The organism is Amedibacterium intestinale, assembly GCF_010537335.1.
Classification (GTDB): domain Bacteria; phylum Bacillota_I; class Bacilli_A; order Erysipelotrichales; family Erysipelotrichaceae; genus Amedibacterium; species Amedibacterium intestinale.
On the sequence record NZ_AP019711.1, the window covers coordinates 2,204,326 to 2,219,938 of the forward strand.

The 15,613-nt window shown below is 30.6% G+C and carries 19 protein-coding genes; 12 read left to right on the forward strand and 7 right to left on the reverse strand.

What is annotated here, in order from left to right; translation table 11 throughout:
- The first annotated feature begins 27 nt into the window (after positions 1-27).
- Together A9CBEGH2_RS10965 and A9CBEGH2_RS10970 are read left to right on the forward strand one after the other, a co-directional pair.
- A complete protein-coding gene (locus A9CBEGH2_RS10965; RefSeq protein WP_118276982.1) occupies positions 28-468 on the forward strand; it encodes a GNAT family N-acetyltransferase in 441 nt (146 codons plus the stop codon).
- A 91-nt stretch (positions 469-559) separates the two neighbouring features.
- Positions 560-1,096 (forward strand): HdeD family acid-resistance protein, encoded by a 537-nt coding sequence (locus A9CBEGH2_RS10970; RefSeq protein ID WP_118361522.1) that lies wholly within the window; start codon positions 560-562, stop codon positions 1,094-1,096.
- 231 nt (positions 1,097-1,327) lie between these two features.
- On the opposite strand, the gene A9CBEGH2_RS10975 is transcribed toward A9CBEGH2_RS10970, so the two are convergent.
- The 6 genes from A9CBEGH2_RS10975 to A9CBEGH2_RS11000 all read right to left on the reverse strand — a co-directional run bounded on the left by A9CBEGH2_RS10975 (position 1,328) and on the right by A9CBEGH2_RS11000 (position 6,471).
- Positions 1,328-2,263, reverse strand: a complete 936-nt coding sequence (locus A9CBEGH2_RS10975) for a M28 family metallopeptidase (protein WP_163104789.1) — start codon at positions 2,261-2,263, stop codon at positions 1,328-1,330.
- Positions 2,264-2,308: 45 nt separating this feature from the next.
- Positions 2,309-2,557 carry a hypothetical protein gene (locus A9CBEGH2_RS10980; protein ID WP_163104791.1) on the reverse strand — a complete coding sequence of 83 codons (249 nt, stop codon included), beginning with the start codon at positions 2,555-2,557 and terminating at the stop codon, positions 2,309-2,311.
- Between the two features lie 188 nt (positions 2,558-2,745).
- Positions 2,746-4,014, reverse strand: a complete 1,269-nt coding sequence (locus tag A9CBEGH2_RS10985) for a replication-associated recombination protein A (RefSeq protein WP_163104793.1) — start codon at positions 4,012-4,014, stop codon at positions 2,746-2,748.
- 46 nt (positions 4,015-4,060) lie between these two features.
- Entirely contained in the window at positions 4,061-4,459 is a 399-nt protein-coding gene (locus A9CBEGH2_RS10990) for an HIT family protein (RefSeq protein ID WP_115715879.1), read from the reverse strand.
- A gap of 83 nt (positions 4,460-4,542) precedes the next feature.
- A complete protein-coding gene (locus A9CBEGH2_RS10995; RefSeq protein ID WP_118276976.1) occupies positions 4,543-5,103 on the reverse strand; it encodes a manganese efflux pump MntP in 561 nt (186 codons plus the stop codon).
- Positions 5,104-5,649: 546 nt separating this feature from the next.
- Entirely contained in the window at positions 5,650-6,471 is an 822-nt protein-coding gene (locus tag A9CBEGH2_RS11000; RefSeq protein ID WP_163104795.1) for a hypothetical protein, read from the reverse strand.
- A 134-nt stretch (positions 6,472-6,605) separates the two neighbouring features.
- Between A9CBEGH2_RS11000 and A9CBEGH2_RS11005 the strand changes: the two genes are divergently transcribed.
- On the forward strand, positions 6,606-6,803 hold the full coding sequence (locus tag A9CBEGH2_RS11005; RefSeq protein WP_163104796.1) for a YlcI/YnfO family protein: 198 nt from the start codon (positions 6,606-6,608) through the stop codon (positions 6,801-6,803).
- Between the two features lie 36 nt (positions 6,804-6,839).
- On the opposite strand, the gene A9CBEGH2_RS11010 is transcribed toward A9CBEGH2_RS11005, so the two are convergent.
- Complete coding sequence (locus tag A9CBEGH2_RS11010) at positions 6,840-7,421, reverse strand: helix-turn-helix domain-containing protein (RefSeq protein WP_163104798.1); 582 nt, start codon at positions 7,419-7,421, stop codon at positions 6,840-6,842.
- A gap of 158 nt (positions 7,422-7,579) precedes the next feature.
- On the opposite strand from A9CBEGH2_RS11010, the gene A9CBEGH2_RS11015 reads away from it, so the two are divergent.
- From A9CBEGH2_RS11015 to rbr, 9 genes are all read left to right on the forward strand, one after another.
- On the forward strand, positions 7,580-7,921 hold the full coding sequence (locus A9CBEGH2_RS11015; protein WP_163104800.1) for a hypothetical protein: 342 nt from the start codon (positions 7,580-7,582) through the stop codon (positions 7,919-7,921).
- A gap of 132 nt (positions 7,922-8,053) precedes the next feature.
- Positions 8,054-9,016 (forward strand): viral replication protein, encoded by a 963-nt coding sequence (locus tag A9CBEGH2_RS11020; RefSeq protein ID WP_163104802.1) that lies wholly within the window; start codon positions 8,054-8,056, stop codon positions 9,014-9,016.
- Positions 9,003-10,295: an FtsK/SpoIIIE domain-containing protein gene (locus tag A9CBEGH2_RS11025; protein WP_163104804.1), complete on the forward strand. Its 1,293-nt coding sequence runs from the start codon at positions 9,003-9,005 to the stop codon at positions 10,293-10,295. Before A9CBEGH2_RS11020 ends, A9CBEGH2_RS11025 begins: the two co-directional genes overlap by 14 nt.
- A 5-nt stretch (positions 10,296-10,300) precedes the next feature.
- On the forward strand, positions 10,301-10,501 hold the full coding sequence (locus tag A9CBEGH2_RS11030) for an excisionase (RefSeq protein WP_163104806.1): 201 nt from the start codon (positions 10,301-10,303) through the stop codon (positions 10,499-10,501).
- Between the two features lie 79 nt (positions 10,502-10,580).
- On the forward strand, positions 10,581-11,759 hold the full coding sequence (locus tag A9CBEGH2_RS11035) for a site-specific integrase (protein ID WP_163104808.1): 1,179 nt from the start codon (positions 10,581-10,583) through the stop codon (positions 11,757-11,759).
- Between the two features lie 253 nt (positions 11,760-12,012).
- Positions 12,013-12,291, forward strand: coding sequence for a putative DNA binding domain-containing protein (locus A9CBEGH2_RS11040; RefSeq protein WP_163104810.1), 279 nt, complete (start codon positions 12,013-12,015; stop codon positions 12,289-12,291).
- A 457-nt stretch (positions 12,292-12,748) separates the two neighbouring features.
- Positions 12,749-13,225, forward strand: coding sequence for a 2-C-methyl-D-erythritol 2,4-cyclodiphosphate synthase (ispF, locus tag A9CBEGH2_RS11045; protein WP_163104812.1), 477 nt, complete (start codon positions 12,749-12,751; stop codon positions 13,223-13,225).
- A gap of 1,269 nt (positions 13,226-14,494) precedes the next feature.
- Complete coding sequence (locus tag A9CBEGH2_RS11050) at positions 14,495-14,887, forward strand: Fur family transcriptional regulator (RefSeq protein WP_232057283.1); 393 nt, start codon at positions 14,495-14,497, stop codon at positions 14,885-14,887.
- Between the two features lie 21 nt (positions 14,888-14,908).
- Entirely contained in the window at positions 14,909-15,448 is a 540-nt protein-coding gene (rbr, locus tag A9CBEGH2_RS11055) for a rubrerythrin (RefSeq protein WP_115715875.1), read from the forward strand.
- Positions 15,449-15,613 lie beyond the last annotated feature (165 nt).

Here is a 15,613-nt window from a genome sequence, read left to right on the forward strand (position 1 = left end):
TACTATAGGTAGAAAGAGGGGAAAGTTATGAATTACAAGATTCGAAGAATTTGTCCACAGGATGCAAAGGATATTTATGTTTTAAATAAACGATTGGGATATGTGTCTGAAGAAGAAAAAGTAAAAGAAAGAATTCAAAATGTATTAGATGCAGGAAGTGATATTTTACTTGTTGCAGAGCAGGAAAACAAAGTAATTGGGTATGTACATGGCTGTCCCTATAACACACTTTATGCAGATAGCTTGATGTCTATTATCGTCTTTGTAATTCAAGAAGAAATCGATCATCGCAAAGAGATTTCTAATGCATTATTAACAGCATTTGAAAATTTAGCTATGAAAAATGGATATAGGGGAATTCGTATGGCTGCCGATGTACAAAGAGAATCTTTATATCGCTTAATGGTAGAAAATGGTTATGAAAACAAACGTGATTTAAAGCACTATATAAAGTATTTAAATAAATAATTGTTAAATGGTTTTCTAAGGGGAATGATGTTTATAATAAGGATATATACTTATAAAGATAAAAAACATATATGTAGTTAGGAGAAAGCATATGGAAAAATATTATGAAATCAGATTATCATCAATAGGAATTGCAGTTTGTATGGTTGTTTTTGGAATCTTGTTAACGATATATCCAGAAGTCAGTGGAATCATCTTTACAAGAGGATTTGCGACAGTTGTCCTTTTGTTTGGACTTTTACATTTGTGGAAATATACAAGAGCCAGAAAATTTGAAATGGGTGGAACTGGTAATTTAATCGCAGCAATATTATTGTTTATTTTAAGCGCAATTGGCTTTTTTAAACCGGAAGTTATCTTATCATTTCTGCCTTTTGTGACAGGATCTTTGTTGATTGTGGATGGTTTTGTAAAGATTCCTTTGATAAAAGAAATGTGGGATTGGGGAAGTGAGGTAAGATGGTCAGCTTTGTTATCTGCTGGCTTGCCTTTGGTACTAGGTATTATTTTAGCTTCTTATCCTTTCTCTGCAGCTACCTTAGTGATTCGTGTATTTGGTATTTTTCTTCTTGTTGATGGTATTAGTGATATTGTACGAAGCAATATGGTTAGAAAGAATAATTTCTAATTATATAGTTAAGAGGTAGGATAGAGGGTTAATGGAACATGTTTCGTAACTACTTTGCGTAATATTATGTTTTTAATATAAAATTACTTTGCGTATTACTAGTCATTTGTGGCATGATTACTTTGCGCATAGGAGATTGATATATGAAAATAAAGAGAAAAATATACGAAATTTAATTAGAATAATATAAATTTTATGTTTTGATTTGTTCTAAAGCTTGTAAATATAGAACTATTTTTTATAATATTCGGTAAGTCTACATATTCCATTTGATAAAATCTCAATATTTTCTTTATCAAACATCGTATCTCTTGGAGTATGTATTCGATTCATATAATAGAAGAACCCTTTTTTTAGAGAACATACACCGTATGCTTTCTTAAAACTTAAGTTATCCGATGGATAAAATCCAAAGTTTTTATTCACTACTACATGCTTATTCTTTTGTGTTAAGAAAGAATCTTGTAGTAGCTTTTTCATGTTCTCGTCCTTTTTCATTGTTTTGGTAGGGAAGAAATATAGATAATCACCATCGGATACACAATCGAAATTAATAACAAGTTTATTCTGTTTTATATTTTTATATTTTTTTGCTAATGCCTTTGACCCTAGAAGTCCTTTCTCTTCATTGTCAAACAAGATAAAACATACACGATCTCTAAACTCTTCCGGCATATTGCATGCTGCTTCTATGATCGTAATGACTCCGCTGGTATTATCATTTGCTGTATGCGTATTTGCTTTTCCAAAATATGCCCAGCAGGTAACTAGCAGCAAGGAAATATAAAATAAAGAATAAGACAAATCTTTAACATCGATATTAACTAGCAATAATAAGAAATATAGCAATCCATATAAAAGAGAAGTAGTAAAAAATAATGCAAAGACAATGAAAAATTGAGATAAGATAAAACCAATGAAGCTGTTTGGTATGATCATATTTGGGAATGGCAGCATTGCACAGGTGTCGTAGTGAGCAGTATAAATAATGTCTGCTTTATCCATGTCACCAATCATTATGTTTGTACTTGATTTAATTTTTTCTTCTTTTGGATCATATCCTTTTTTTGATAATTCAGAAATTATAAAATGTCGAAAATCAAGTTTTTGTTTTTTCGTTTTTCTAATTTGATAATGTTTTAAAATTTGTTGACTGACTTCATTCATAGGCTAGCTCCTTTATGATATTGAATTTTATCAAAAATAATGAATCTATTTGTGCTTGGGTTTTAAAGAAAAGAAGCTAATTATGACTATAGTAAATAGAATACTCGGTATATGATTTATATTATCACTGTTTAAGAAAATGAGAATAACTGTATAAATGATCAATAAAAGAACAGCAATTCCATATCGAATGATTTTTTCATTTTTCACATTCTTCTTAGAAAAATATTTGTCTATAAGAAAAGAAATTGCCCATGATAAAGAAATAAAAGCTAACAAAAATAAAAGCTGCATATTCTTCCTCTCCTTTCTGAATCAAAGAATGTAACCTTTCTAACTATAGAATATCCTTTTTTATAAATACTGTCTACCTCAGTATGAATTCTTTTAAAAAGATTCAAACTGATTTTCATGCAACAATATATAAGACTTTATTTACAGGTTTTGATAAGAAAATAAAGAGTCAAGTGGGATTTGACTCTTTATTTTATCGGATAGTTTCTTTTCAGCTGTGCAAGATTTTTGGTTCTTGGGATTTTTCTTAGTTTTTCTAAGTTTTGTGCCAATGTTTTTTCATAAGAAGAGGTTAACATAGGCTCATAAAAGTGTTCATCTTTTAATTTATCAGGCAGATATTGTATTTTATTCCATAAATCATTTCTTCCATAGTCATATTTATCTTCTTCTTTCATATTTACTGGAGTATAGCGAAGATACTCTGGGATGCTGTAGGAGGCATAGCGAATCGATTGCATGGCGGCATCAATCGCATATTCTGCGCTTTTTGATTTTGGGGATAAACACAAATCAATGACAGCCAATGCCAAAGGTATTCTTCCTTCTGGAAAGCCTACACGCTTGGCAGCATCAATTGCCTGTACACAGCGAGCACATGCGCCAGGATTTCCTAGTCCAATATCTTCATAGGCAATGACTAACAATCTTCTTTCAATACTGTCCATATCATTTGCTTCTATTAATAAACCAAGATAATATAGGGCTGCATCAACATCACTCCCGCGTATTGATTTTTGAAAAGCACTTAAGGTATTATAATGTCCATCTTCATCACTATCCATGCCTGTATTGGGAATGGAGGAGAATTGTCCAACGATTTCTTTTGTGATACAGCCCTCACTAGCTACCGCACAGATTTCTAAGATATTTAAAGCATAGCGAATATCGCCATTGCTGTGTCTTGCGATAATATGTAATGCTTCTTCTTCAATCGTAACACGGTCGTTTAAACCATCTGGATGATGAATCGCATTTTGCAAAGCTTGTTCAATATCTTCTTGTGTAAGTGCCTTGACTTCAAATAAATGACAGCGAGAGCGTATTGCAGGATTAATGGCATGCAAAGGATTGGATGTTGTTGCGCCAATTAAGGTAATACTTCCATCTTCTACATGAGGCAAAAGCAGATCCTGTTTATCTTTATTTAAACGATGCACCTCATCTACGATAACAACCATGCCTGGATAAAACTTTGCCTCCGCAAAGATTTGTTCCAGCTCTTTTTTATTGCCTGTTACTGCATTAAACATACGATAATGCATTTGTATTTCATTTGCTAAGACGCTAGCTAGTGTCGTTTTTCCTGTTCCTGGAGGTCCAAAAAAAATCATGGAAAACAATTGGTTAGCTTCTACGCATTTTCTTAAGACACAACCTTCTCCAATCAGATGCCTTTGACCAATGACTTCATCTAATGTTTTTGGTCGTAAGCGAAATGCCAAAGGTTTTTTCATACATTCACTTCCTTTATTGTAAAGAAAAACGATTCATGGGAATCGTTTATTTGTACTGCAGCTGTGCACATAATGCATCTAAATCTTGTTTTTCAGATTCTTGAAACTCAAGTTTTAATGCATCTTGTTCACTGTAACGTGGAATCAGATGAATATGGCAATGCATTACACTTTGTCCAGCAACTTCATGAACGTTGGTAAGAATGTTCATTCCCTTTGCCCCTGTTTCTTTAAGAATGTGATTTCCTAGCATCTTTGCGACTTTCATTACATGGGAAGTGGTTTCATCATCACACTCCAAAAAATTATCAAAATGCTTTTTAGGAACAACTAGCGTATGTCCTTTTGTTACTTGAGAGATATCCAGAAAAGCTTTTACTTTATCATCCTCATAAATCGTTGCGGAAGGAATCTTTCCTTCAATGATATCACAGAAAATACACATATACATGCCTCCTCTTTCTATAGGGTATTATATCAGTTTACAGATTAAATATAAATGAAAAATAAAAAAAGCGTCTATGCGCTTTAAAAAAACAAATGTTCAATCAAAATTTTACATCCGATAAGAATCAAAATACATCCGCCAAGGATACCTGCATATTTTTCCAGCATATTACCTAAACGATTACCGATGATAACAGCAAGGAATGAAAGAACAAAGGTAATGATACCAATCATTGTGATTGCCTGCAGGATATCTACCTTCAAAAAAGCAAAACTGATACCGACAGCCAAAGCATCAATGCTTGTCGCAATCGCCAGCAGTAAAATTGTTTTGAATGATAGAGAATCATCGACTTCTTCTTCCTTATTGGATAAAGACTCTTTCAACATGTGGACACCGATAAATCCAAGAAGCAAAAAAGCAATCCAGTGATCAAATGCAGAAATTAACTCCTGAAAATAACTGCCTGCCCACCATCCTAACAAAGGCATCAAAGCCTGAAAAAAGCCAAAGAAGAAAGCAAGGATAAAAGCATAACGAAGCAAAAGATGTTTTTTTATGGTCATGCCTTTCGCAATACTTACCGCAAAAGCATCCATGCTTAAACCAATGCCAATCATACATATGGAAAAGATACTCATGAATTTCCTCCTATACTATAAAACCCACATTACGTGGGTAATCATAGCAGAAAATAAGCATATTTTCAATTTTGTTTTATAAAGGAATTTCAGTTAATAAATAAGAATCTAAATCATTAGGGAAAGCAATTCCTACATTTTTTTGATGTCAGAAAGAGATAGGATAAAAGAAAGATTTTGTGCCTTGTTCTTTTGAAAAGAAAAGAGGTAATTGTTTGCAAATCTTATGCGCTTATTTTTTGCCTAAAAATAAAAAGCGAGTAATAAAATATTAGAAATGTAGGAATATGATAAATTCTTTTCTGCTTTCTTTTTCTTCTTTGACGTTAGTATTTCTTTTTTTCTTTTGTAATAAAAAATAAAACATTTTTATAAATAAGTCTTTAAATAAAGGTATTCTGAAGAAAAACAGAGATAAAATTAAAGAGATTTACTACTTATTTACTACATTTCAAATGAGCCTTGATTATGATTGTTAAATTAGACTGAAAAAGGATATTCTAAAGTAAAATTTACTCGGAATATCCTTATATTTTAAAATATTATTTACCAAATTCCTCCAACTTGATTTCCATCTTTGTCATATTGATTTCCTGTTTGAGGGTCTTGCCAATAATCACTTCCTGGAATCTTTTCACCAGTTTCTAAATCAGTATTCCATCCATGATACCATCCATCATATTTATTTCCACCATTTGATGATGAATTACCATTACCACTAGTATTATAATTTCCACCACCTGAATTAGAATTAGAACCGCTATTTCCGTTTCCACCTACATAATTATTTTGCTGTTGCTTTTTAGTTTCTTCCTCGGTAGCTTTTCTTTCAGCTTCGTCAATTTCATTTAATCTTTCATCATAAGATTTAATCAAAGAATTAATATCATTACCATATTTTTCAACTTCTGATTTGGTAGAAACTATATTTTCTTCAGCTTTAATTAACGATAGCAAATCATTCAAAGTTTTTTTTGCATTTTCAAGTTTGTTTTTATCATCTATTTTATCAATATCTTTTAAAGTATTTTCAACCAAAATTTTATCATATTCTTCTTTTAAATTATTTTGCATATTAGAAATAACCAAATGATATTTTTCATCTATTTCTTCAATCATGTCTTTTGATTTTTCATAATTTGTATGTTCTTCTAAAATAGATTTCAATAATAAAATTTTATCTTCTCTTGTATCTTCCTCATTGAAATCATTTTCCTTATTTTCAAGTTGTAAAGTAAGTACATCTATTTTTTTCTGCACTTCTTGTTGTTGATAATAGCGATAACCAACTATAGAAATGACAGATAATAACATAATGCTAATAATGATTAAAATAATATTTTTTTTATCTCTTAAGTGTTTTTTCATTTTCTTATCCTTTCTATCATATACTTTATCATTTTATCATATCTCAAAATAAGAAACAATATTTGCATTGCAATACGCAGTGCATATTTTTGTGCTTATATGCAATACCATATTCATAACAAGGAGGTATGTAAATGGCTTTTCAACTCAAACCTAATAAGAAACAAACAGAAAACAAAACAATAAGATTTCCAATACCTTTAATTGAAGAAATTGAAAACGCAATACAAAATCAAAATGTAACATTCTCAAAATTTGTTATTCAAGCCTGTCAGTACGCTTTAGAGAATATGGAAGATAAAAAAGAAGATACAATAGAAAATGATGAATAAAGATTTAAGGATACCTTTTTACTAGGTATCCTTTTCTTATTCTTCATCAAGAATTGCAATATGTTCTGAAAAATCTATAATCTCTGCAAGATTTTTTGTTGCTTTATTGGTATCTCTTACAATCTCAAAAAAGACATTACGAGGAAGTACAACAAATTCTTCTATATCAGGTGTTCCCTCATACATTGCTTTTAATTCTTCTATTTTACCTGTTGGAATACCTTCATCATTAGCCTTTCGAAATTTGTCATATTCAATCAGAAAATCATAAAAATTTTTATCCATTTTCAAATAAAGGTACTCATCACCATCACCTTTTACTGTTTCCCATTCTTCAATAATTTTTTCAAAGAAAGAATATTTCTCTCCTGTATCATCAAACATTCTATCAGATTTTAGATGAATGTAATCTGGGTTTATCCAATAATACTCATGTAATTTTTCTAAAAATTCATTTGGTATATATTTTATCTTTCCAGACATATAATGCGATATTGCCGTATATTCAATACCTGTTTTTGCACTTATTTGTTTTTGTTTAATTCCACTTATTTTCATTTTTTGCAAAACTTCTTTTAATCTATTTCGCATTTCTTGAAGATTTTTTTCATCATTCATTATCAACACCTCAAGCCTACTATAACAAAATATTTTCATAGTAGCAAGAAAAGTTGGAGATTTATTGGATATCGGTTCTATTTTTTACACACAAATCAAGATAATATAACGCATGTAGTCATGATTACAAAAATTCGGATAAAAGGAGGAAAATAAAGATGAAATATTTAAGACAATTTGAATATTTTGATTGGAACGCATTTGCAAAAGAAAAGGAATTTATGACAATTAGCCTTGCTCCATTATTAGATTTCAATACAAAAGAGGTACAAGGTACAAAACTAGGTATTGCGATTATAAAGGACGGAACTTCTTACGATCAAAAAGAAGGAGAGCAGGGTTCAAATCTTTTTGAAAAAATAACAGTAAAAATTCCTAAACAAATTGATGTTCCAATGAATGTTAAAGTTCAATTAAAGAATGTTTTATGTAATGTTTATGGAGATTATCGTAATCAACTTTCTGTTTATGCAGAAGATATTATCGTAATTGGGAAGTAATCTCATCATGAATAGGTGGAATGAGTGCCCTTAAAGGGCACGAATTTCCACACTTTGCTAAGGTCAAGTATTACCCTTAGCAATACATAAGTAGCATGTAGCATTAAAGATAAAAGACAAGGAGTGATATTTATGGGAAACCCACAATCAAGAAAATGGAATTTAGTAATAAACAATCCACAAGAATACGAACTGACAAGAGAAATCATTATTGATAGATTGAATAGTCTTTTTCCAAATTATTATTGCTTATCCGAAGAAATCTCTTTAAGTGGTACTCCTCATATACATATTTTTATTTATAGGAAAAGTCCAATACGTTTCCACACTTTAAAAAACAAGTTTCCAAGTGCCCATGCGGAAAAAGCTTATAGCACTATTCAAGAAAATAGAGATTATGTAGCAAAGGAAGGTAAGTGGAAAGGTACAGAAAAGGAAGAAACAAAAGTTGAAGGCTCTTTCTATGAGTGGGGAAAATTAATAAATGAGCGCGAAGAAAAAAATCCGCTAAATTATGAAGTCATCAAGGATTTAGAAGATGGAAAAGTAATTGGAGAAATTGTCTCAGATAGACCTGAACTTATTTTTAAGGTTAAACAAATCGAAGCATTGAAAGAGGCTTTGCTTATTAAAAATGCAAATAAGTTTCGCTCGCTTTCGGTAATATATTGTTTTGGACAACATAATGTCGGAAAAACAAAAATGGTGTATGAATGCCACGAACCTATTGATATTTGTAGAATAACTAATTATAGAAAACATAAAGAGATGAGTTATGACACTTATCATGGGGAAAAAGTTTTATTGTTGGATAACTTTCAAAATTCTCTTTATATTGATGATTTGATAGCATTGTTAGACATATTTCCAATGTATCTTCCTGCTAGGTTCTATGATAGATACAGTGTATATGAGTATGTATATTTGCTTTCTGTTTTACCCCTAGAAAAGCAATACGAAGATATTCAAAAACATTATCCTTTAAAGTGGAACGCTTTGATAAATAAAATTAATAAAATCATAGAAATCAAAGAAACGGGAGAAGTAATAGAGCATGAGAAAGAGAGGTACATTATACATAATGAAAAAGATTGAAAATTTAGTATTCCGATTACTTAATGGTATAAGAGAAATTATTTATAATAGAAAAAAACTAGTTTTGTTTATTTGTATTATCTTGATGTTCTATGTATTAAATGGTTTGGAGTGGGTGTATTACTCTATCTTGCCCAAAAATATCATAAGTGAGTTTGTTATTGCAGTGATAAAACCAATAGTACTATTTTTAACTGTGATAGTATTTGGAACACCTAGAGGAACGCATAAACTATCAAAAGGTTTTTATAAAATAGGTTTTCATAATAAAGAATATGAAATTCCTCGACTATTAAATAGAAAACATTTATCAAAAGAAACAGATATAGAGATTTATACATTTTATAGTCCTTATCTTTCCTTAATGGATTGGGAAAATTCACAAGACAGAATTGAAACATTATTAGGATATGACATTTTACAAATAAAGTTTAGCAAACACAATAAAAAGATTATTAATGTTTATATCGTTGATTTAGATAAATTCTTTTCAAAAACTATACTTTGGAAAGATGAAATGCTAGTTGATGATGAATGTACTTTACTTTTAGGAGTTTCTGCTTTTGAAAAAGTAAAAATAAACTTAAATAATGTACCTCATTCCTTGGTTGCTGGTGGCACAGGTTCTGGAAAGACAACGCTTTTTAAACTTTGTTTATGGCAATGTCTATTAAAAAATATGGAAGTCTATATTGCTGATTTTAAGGGCGGACTTGATTTCAATGGAATATGGCATGATAAATGTAAAATTATCACTTTAGAACTAGATTTTCTTGATACATTGGTTTCAATTAAAACAGAAATGAATAAAAGAAGAGATATTTTTGTTTCTCATTCTTGTAGAAATATTGAAGAATATAACAATAAAAATGATGAAAAATTAAATCGTATCATAATAGCATGTGATGAAGTAGCCGAATTACTTGATAAAACAGGTTTGAAAAAAAGTACTAATAAAGAAAAATTAGAACTTATGGAAAAAATAGAGGAACACATTACATCTGTCGCTAGATTAGGGCGTGCTTTTGGAGTACACCTTATTCTATCAACACAAAAACCGTCAGCAGATATTATTAACGGACAGATAAAAATAAATTTAGGAAATAGAATTTGTGGAAGTGCAGATAAAATTTTATCTCAAATGGTATTGGAAAATAATTCTGCCCTTGAAAAAATACCACCAAATTCAAAGGGTGTATTTATCAATCAAAATGATGTACTTTTTAAATCGTTCTTGCTTGATGAAAATAATTTAATCTTATCTAAAAAAGGAGTGTGATATAGATGAAACAAGTTGTACCTATACATCAAAAATATTTATTGTCTATCGAAGAAGCAAGTCAATATTTTCATATTGGCGAAAATAAGTTGCGAAAAATTGCAGAAGAACATAAAAATGCAAATTGGCTCTTTTATAACGGACAGCGTTTGTTAATCAAACGAAAATTATTTGAAAATGTTTTAGATGAACTAGACACGATCTAATGAAATCAAGCCTTGTTTATGCTATACTATTCAATAGTCATATTCAAGGCTCTTTTCATAAGCGAAAGGAGTTCATAGCATGAAAAGGACAGATAACAAAGGAAGATTGTTAAAGACCGGAGAGAGCCAACGAAAAGACGGTAGATATTGTTATAAATACATAGAAAAAAATGGACAAGTAAAGTTTGCTTATTCTTGGAAATTAGTCGCAACTGACAAAGTCCCAAAGGGGAAAAGAGATTGTGTTGCACTTCGTGATATGATTAAAGCAATACAAAAAGATTTAGATGACGGTATTGATACAAGTAATAAAAATATGACTGTATGCATGTTATATACTCGATATATCAATAGTAGAGCAAATGTCAAAAAATCAACAGTACAAGGTAGAAATAACCTTATGGAAGCCTTAAAAAATGATAGTTTGGGAAATATGAGCATTGATAAAGTAAAACTATCAGTAGCAAAAGCATGGGCGTACAGAATGAAAGAAAAATACTCTTTCAGTACAATCAAGAATATGAAACGAAGTCTTAATGCAACTTTTCATCTTGCTATTCAAGATGATTTATTAAGGAAAAATCCTTTTGACTTTACCTTAACTGATGTTATTGAAAATGATACTAAAAAGAAAGAGGCATTGACAGAGGAACAAACTAACGCACTTCTTGATTTTGCAAAAATAGACAATACTTATAAAGCCTATTATTCTGAAATTGTTGTTTTGGTAAACACAGGATTGCGTGTTTCTGAAATGTGTGGATTAACACTTTCTGACATTGACTTTGATAATCGTATGATTGATATTAACCACCAACTAAAAAGGGATAAAGAGGGTTATTATACAGAACCACCAAAAAGTGATAGTGGTTATCGTAAAGTTCCAATGACCGATTTAGTCTATGAAACACTTAAAAATGTAATTAAAAACAGAAAGAATGCATACCCTATAGAAGTTGACAGTTATAAAGATTTTATTTTTCTTAATAAGAGTGGTTATCCAATGTATAATGCTTACTATACAAGCATATTCACTAATCTCACAAAGAAATATAGAAAGATTACAAAAAAGGAAATTCCAAATATTACACCACATATTTTAAGGCATACATTTTGTACGAACATGGCAAACAAAGGAATGACACCAAACAACTTACAATATGTTATGGGACATAAAAATATTACAATGACACTTGGTTATTATGCACATGGTAGTTATTTATCGGCACAAGCAGAAATGCAAAGACTTACTGCATAACTGTACTACTAAATTTACTACTTTAGACAAGGAAAGATTAAGCAACTTTAAGAACAATTAAGACATTATCTATCGTATAAAAAAGTCCTTATTCCCCATATAATAAGGGTTTAAGAACTTTTGAGAATGTTTAAGAAAATTTGTGATTTATTATTTTATCTTTTTTATAAAGGTATAATATGACTATAATTAAATAATGAAGTAAGTATTTATCTAGAAATTAAATTGAATTAGATTCTTAGGGGGGATTGTTGTGAATCAAGTGTTTTCTTCTTATAATCCTTTTTTAACACTGGAATATATGCAAAGAAAGTCTATAACACTAGAAATATGGCAACAGCTTGACGAATTAGAAAAATCAATTTTAACTTATTTAGGAAGCAAAAAGAAAGTAACAAGATCAGAACTATGCACTTACACTAGTAAAGCACCTAATACGATATCTGCTAGACTAAATCATCTAATCTCATTAAACATCATTAAGCGCAATGGAAGTAAATATGATCCTAAGCAGACATATGAAATGCAATAGTTCAAGAGTGCAAATTGCGAGGTAAATGTGAGGTGTTGCGAGGTTAAGTGATGTTTTGTGATTTTTTGATATATGATAATAGGAGAAATATCTTATTTTAATGATTGAAGTAATATAAATTTTTTGCGAGGTAAATGTGAGGTGTTGCGAGGTTAAAGTATAAATATATAATATGATAGTTGTTATAGAATTCTCTAAGATGCTTATGAAAAATGGGGTTTATTTATCCTGGTAAAGATATACAAGATTATATTCCATACAGAGATGTTGAGAGCTGCTATTTAATGTATAGAAGGATTAATAGCTAAGTATAATTGATTTTTTGTAATGAAAGGTAGAAGTTCTGAGTTGTAATAGTATTTAGAGAATTTTATTTATAATCATAATAAGAATAAAAAGAGCGATGTAAGTTTGTTGTGAATGTGATACATCAAACATAGATACAGGAGGAAATAGTATGTTTCGTATAGGACAATCCGTAGATATTCATCAATTGGTGGAAGGAAGAAAATTGATACTTGGAGGAGTAGAGATACCACATGAAAAAGGTTTGCTGGGACATTCCGATGCTGATGTGCTGCTGCATGCAATTGCGGAAAGTATATTAGGTGCATTGGCATTAGGTGATCTAGGAAAACATTTTCCAGATACGGATGATGCATATAAAGGAATGGATTCTTTATGGATGTTAAAACAAGTATATCACTTGATGGGTGAAAAAGGATATCGCATTGGAAATTTAGATGCATTGATCATGATTGAAAGACCAAAGATGGCACCACATATTCAAAAAATGAGAGAAAATGTAGCTATGGCTTTGCATTGTGATATGGATGCAGTCAGCATAAAAGCAACTCGTGGAGAAAAGATGGGATTTGTAGGAAAAGAAGAAGGAGCACAGGCACAGTGTGTAGTGCTTTTAATGAAGAAATAAAGATAAAAAGGTACGATTTATATAACTAGCGTGATAAGTTATGAAAATCGTACTTTAAGAGGATCTTTGTTATAATGGCAAAGGTCATTAGGATGATGGCAGGTGGTTGCTTCTTTGAAGGAGTACAGTTGTTCTTCTAGCAAAGAGAAGTTTGTTTGAAGCCTTCGTAAAAGTCGGAGGTGGTATGTATGATAGATTTAATTATGAACATAGTTAAAATACTATTGGATATACTGCGTTTTATCTTCGAAGTGTACAAATACTTTATGGATAAAAAACGATAAAACAAAAACAGCGACTACCTAATTTGCCGAGGAATGTCGCTGTTTTTGTTAACATATACAAAAACCAACATTTCAGAAGCAGCCATCTGTATTACCTAATGGCTTTTTCTTACTATTAGAATTATAACATCTTCACTTAAAAAGTCAATAAGTGACAATTTGAGGATTTATCTTCAGATAGCGTAAAAGACATGAAGTATTATTAGTCTGATTCCTTCTTCTACTCCATAAGCATGACAGATATCCTTATAATTTTTCAGGATTTTCTAATCTTGAATTACCATTTCTTTCTATATTCTGTATCAACTTATTTGTTTTCCAAAATAAGTAATCTGTTATTCATTTTTCGTAAAAGTTTTTTCATGATTTGATCCGTATAGTGTTTGATGATATATAAAAAGGTACGATTTATATAACTAGCGTGATAAGCTATAAAAATCGTATTTTTTTAAGAGAATCTTTGTTATAATGGCAAAGGTCATTAGGATGATGGCAGGTGGTTGCTTCTTTGAAGGAGTACAGTTGTTCTTCTTGCGAAGAGAAGTTTGTTTGAAGCCTTCGTAAAAGTCGGAGGTGGTATGTATGATAGATTTAATTATGAACATAGTTAAAATACTATTAGATATACTGCGTTTTATCTTCGAAGTGTACAAATACTTTATGGATAAAAAACGATAAAACAAAAACAGCGACTACCTACTTTGCCCAAGGAATGTCGCTGTTTTTGTTTACTTAACAAAAAACCAACATTTCAGAAGCAGCCATCTGTATTTCCTAATGGCTTTTTCTTACTATTAGAATTATAACATCTTCACTTAAAAAGTCAATGAGTGCAAAGATTGCCTAAATCTTACAAAAAATAAACGAAAACAACAGTTATAGAAGATTTGATAATAAAATTAAGAATAATTCTTAATTTGTTGTTGACTTTCATTAAATTAAGAATTATAATGAGAATAGTTCTTAAGATTGGAGGTTTCACGTTATGATTAAACGTAAATCATCTAAGCAAAGAGATATGATTCTTGCGTATATGAAAACCATAGAAGGACATGTAAGTGCAGAAGAGGTTTACAAAAATATGAAGGAAGCAGGAATGGATGTGAGTCTTGCGACCATCTATCGAAATTTAAATATTTTGACAGAGATGAATGAAATTAAAAGAATTGCGCATCCTGTAGATGGGTATCAATATGATAAAACCAGCAAACCGCACTATCATCTGCATTGTACGAAATGTAATCGTCTATTTGATTTGGATATGTCCTATATGGAAGAGCTAAATAAGAAACTGGAAGAAGAAGGACATGTGAAAATTACTTCTCATTCCATAATGGCAGAAGGTATATGCGAAGAATGCAGAAAGAAAATGGTGTAAAAGAAAAAGGAGGATATACACATGGAATTAAAAGGATCTAAAACAGAACAGAATTTGATGGCAGCTTTTGCAGGAGAAAGTCAGGCTCGTAATAAATATACTTATTATGCGAAAAAAGCTCGTGAAGAAGGTATGGAACAGATTGCGGCTTTCTTTGAAGAAACAGCTCGTAATGAACAGGAACATGCTAGATTATGGTTCCAGGCTCTACATGGAGATAGCATTCCTTCAACAGAAGAAAACTTAGCGGATGCTGCAGCTGGTGAAAACTATGAATGGACAGACATGTACAAACAGATGGCAGAAACAGCTAGAGAAGAAGGGTTTACAAAAATTGCTTTCCAGATGGAACAGGTTGGTATCATCGAAAAACATCATGAAGAACGTTATTTAAAATTATTAGAAAACGTAAAAAATGGGAAAGTATTCGAAAAAGAAGAATCTACTGTTTGGGTATGTGATATCTGTGGATACCGTTATGAAGGAACAGCTGCTCCTAAAGCTTGTCCAGTATGTGGATACCCTGGTTCTCACTTTGCTCAGGAAAACAACAATTACTAATCATATAAACGATGTAGAGGATATGTGCAAAAAGCATATCTTCTTTTTTTGTAGAAGAGATGATGTTTTTATTGGAAACTAGAAAAATTAATATTTATTGATCATACCCAGGATTATAAATAAGGGTTATGTATGAAAAACATTAAAATATTTTTTATAAATTGG

Coding starts and splice junctions, on each gene's coding strand:
- A9CBEGH2_RS10965 (WP_118276982.1), top strand. CDS start 28: ATGAATTACAAGATTCGAAGAATTTGTCCACAGGATGCAAAGGATATT.
- A9CBEGH2_RS10970 (WP_118361522.1), top strand. CDS start 560: ATGGAAAAATATTATGAAATCAGATTATCATCAATAGGAATTGCAGTT.
- A9CBEGH2_RS10975 (WP_163104789.1), bottom strand. CDS start 2,263: ATGAATGAAGTCAGTCAACAAATTTTAAAACATTATCAAATTAGAAAA.
- A9CBEGH2_RS10980 (WP_163104791.1), bottom strand. CDS start 2,557: ATGCAGCTTTTATTTTTGTTAGCTTTTATTTCTTTATCATGGGCAATT.
- A9CBEGH2_RS10985 (WP_163104793.1), bottom strand. CDS start 4,014: ATGAAAAAACCTTTGGCATTTCGCTTACGACCAAAAACATTAGATGAA.
- A9CBEGH2_RS10990 (WP_115715879.1), bottom strand. CDS start 4,459: ATGTGTATTTTCTGTGATATCATTGAAGGAAAGATTCCTTCCGCAACG.
- A9CBEGH2_RS10995 (WP_118276976.1), bottom strand. CDS start 5,103: ATGAGTATCTTTTCCATATGTATGATTGGCATTGGTTTAAGCATGGAT.
- A9CBEGH2_RS11000 (WP_163104795.1), bottom strand. CDS start 6,471: ATGAAAAAACACTTAAGAGATAAAAAAAATATTATTTTAATCATTATT.
- A9CBEGH2_RS11005 (WP_163104796.1), top strand. CDS start 6,606: ATGGCTTTTCAACTCAAACCTAATAAGAAACAAACAGAAAACAAAACA.
- A9CBEGH2_RS11010 (WP_163104798.1), bottom strand. CDS start 7,421: ATGAATGATGAAAAAAATCTTCAAGAAATGCGAAATAGATTAAAAGAA.
- A9CBEGH2_RS11015 (WP_163104800.1), top strand. CDS start 7,580: ATGAAATATTTAAGACAATTTGAATATTTTGATTGGAACGCATTTGCA.
- A9CBEGH2_RS11020 (WP_163104802.1), top strand. CDS start 8,054: ATGGGAAACCCACAATCAAGAAAATGGAATTTAGTAATAAACAATCCA.
- A9CBEGH2_RS11025 (WP_163104804.1), top strand. CDS start 9,003: ATGAAAAAGATTGAAAATTTAGTATTCCGATTACTTAATGGTATAAGA.
- A9CBEGH2_RS11030 (WP_163104806.1), top strand. CDS start 10,301: ATGAAACAAGTTGTACCTATACATCAAAAATATTTATTGTCTATCGAA.
- A9CBEGH2_RS11035 (WP_163104808.1), top strand. CDS start 10,581: ATGAAAAGGACAGATAACAAAGGAAGATTGTTAAAGACCGGAGAGAGC.
- ispF (WP_163104812.1), top strand. CDS start 12,749: ATGTTTCGTATAGGACAATCCGTAGATATTCATCAATTGGTGGAAGGA.
- A9CBEGH2_RS11050 (WP_232057283.1), top strand. CDS start 14,495: ATGATTAAACGTAAATCATCTAAGCAAAGAGATATGATTCTTGCGTAT.
- rbr (WP_115715875.1), top strand. CDS start 14,909: ATGGAATTAAAAGGATCTAAAACAGAACAGAATTTGATGGCAGCTTTT.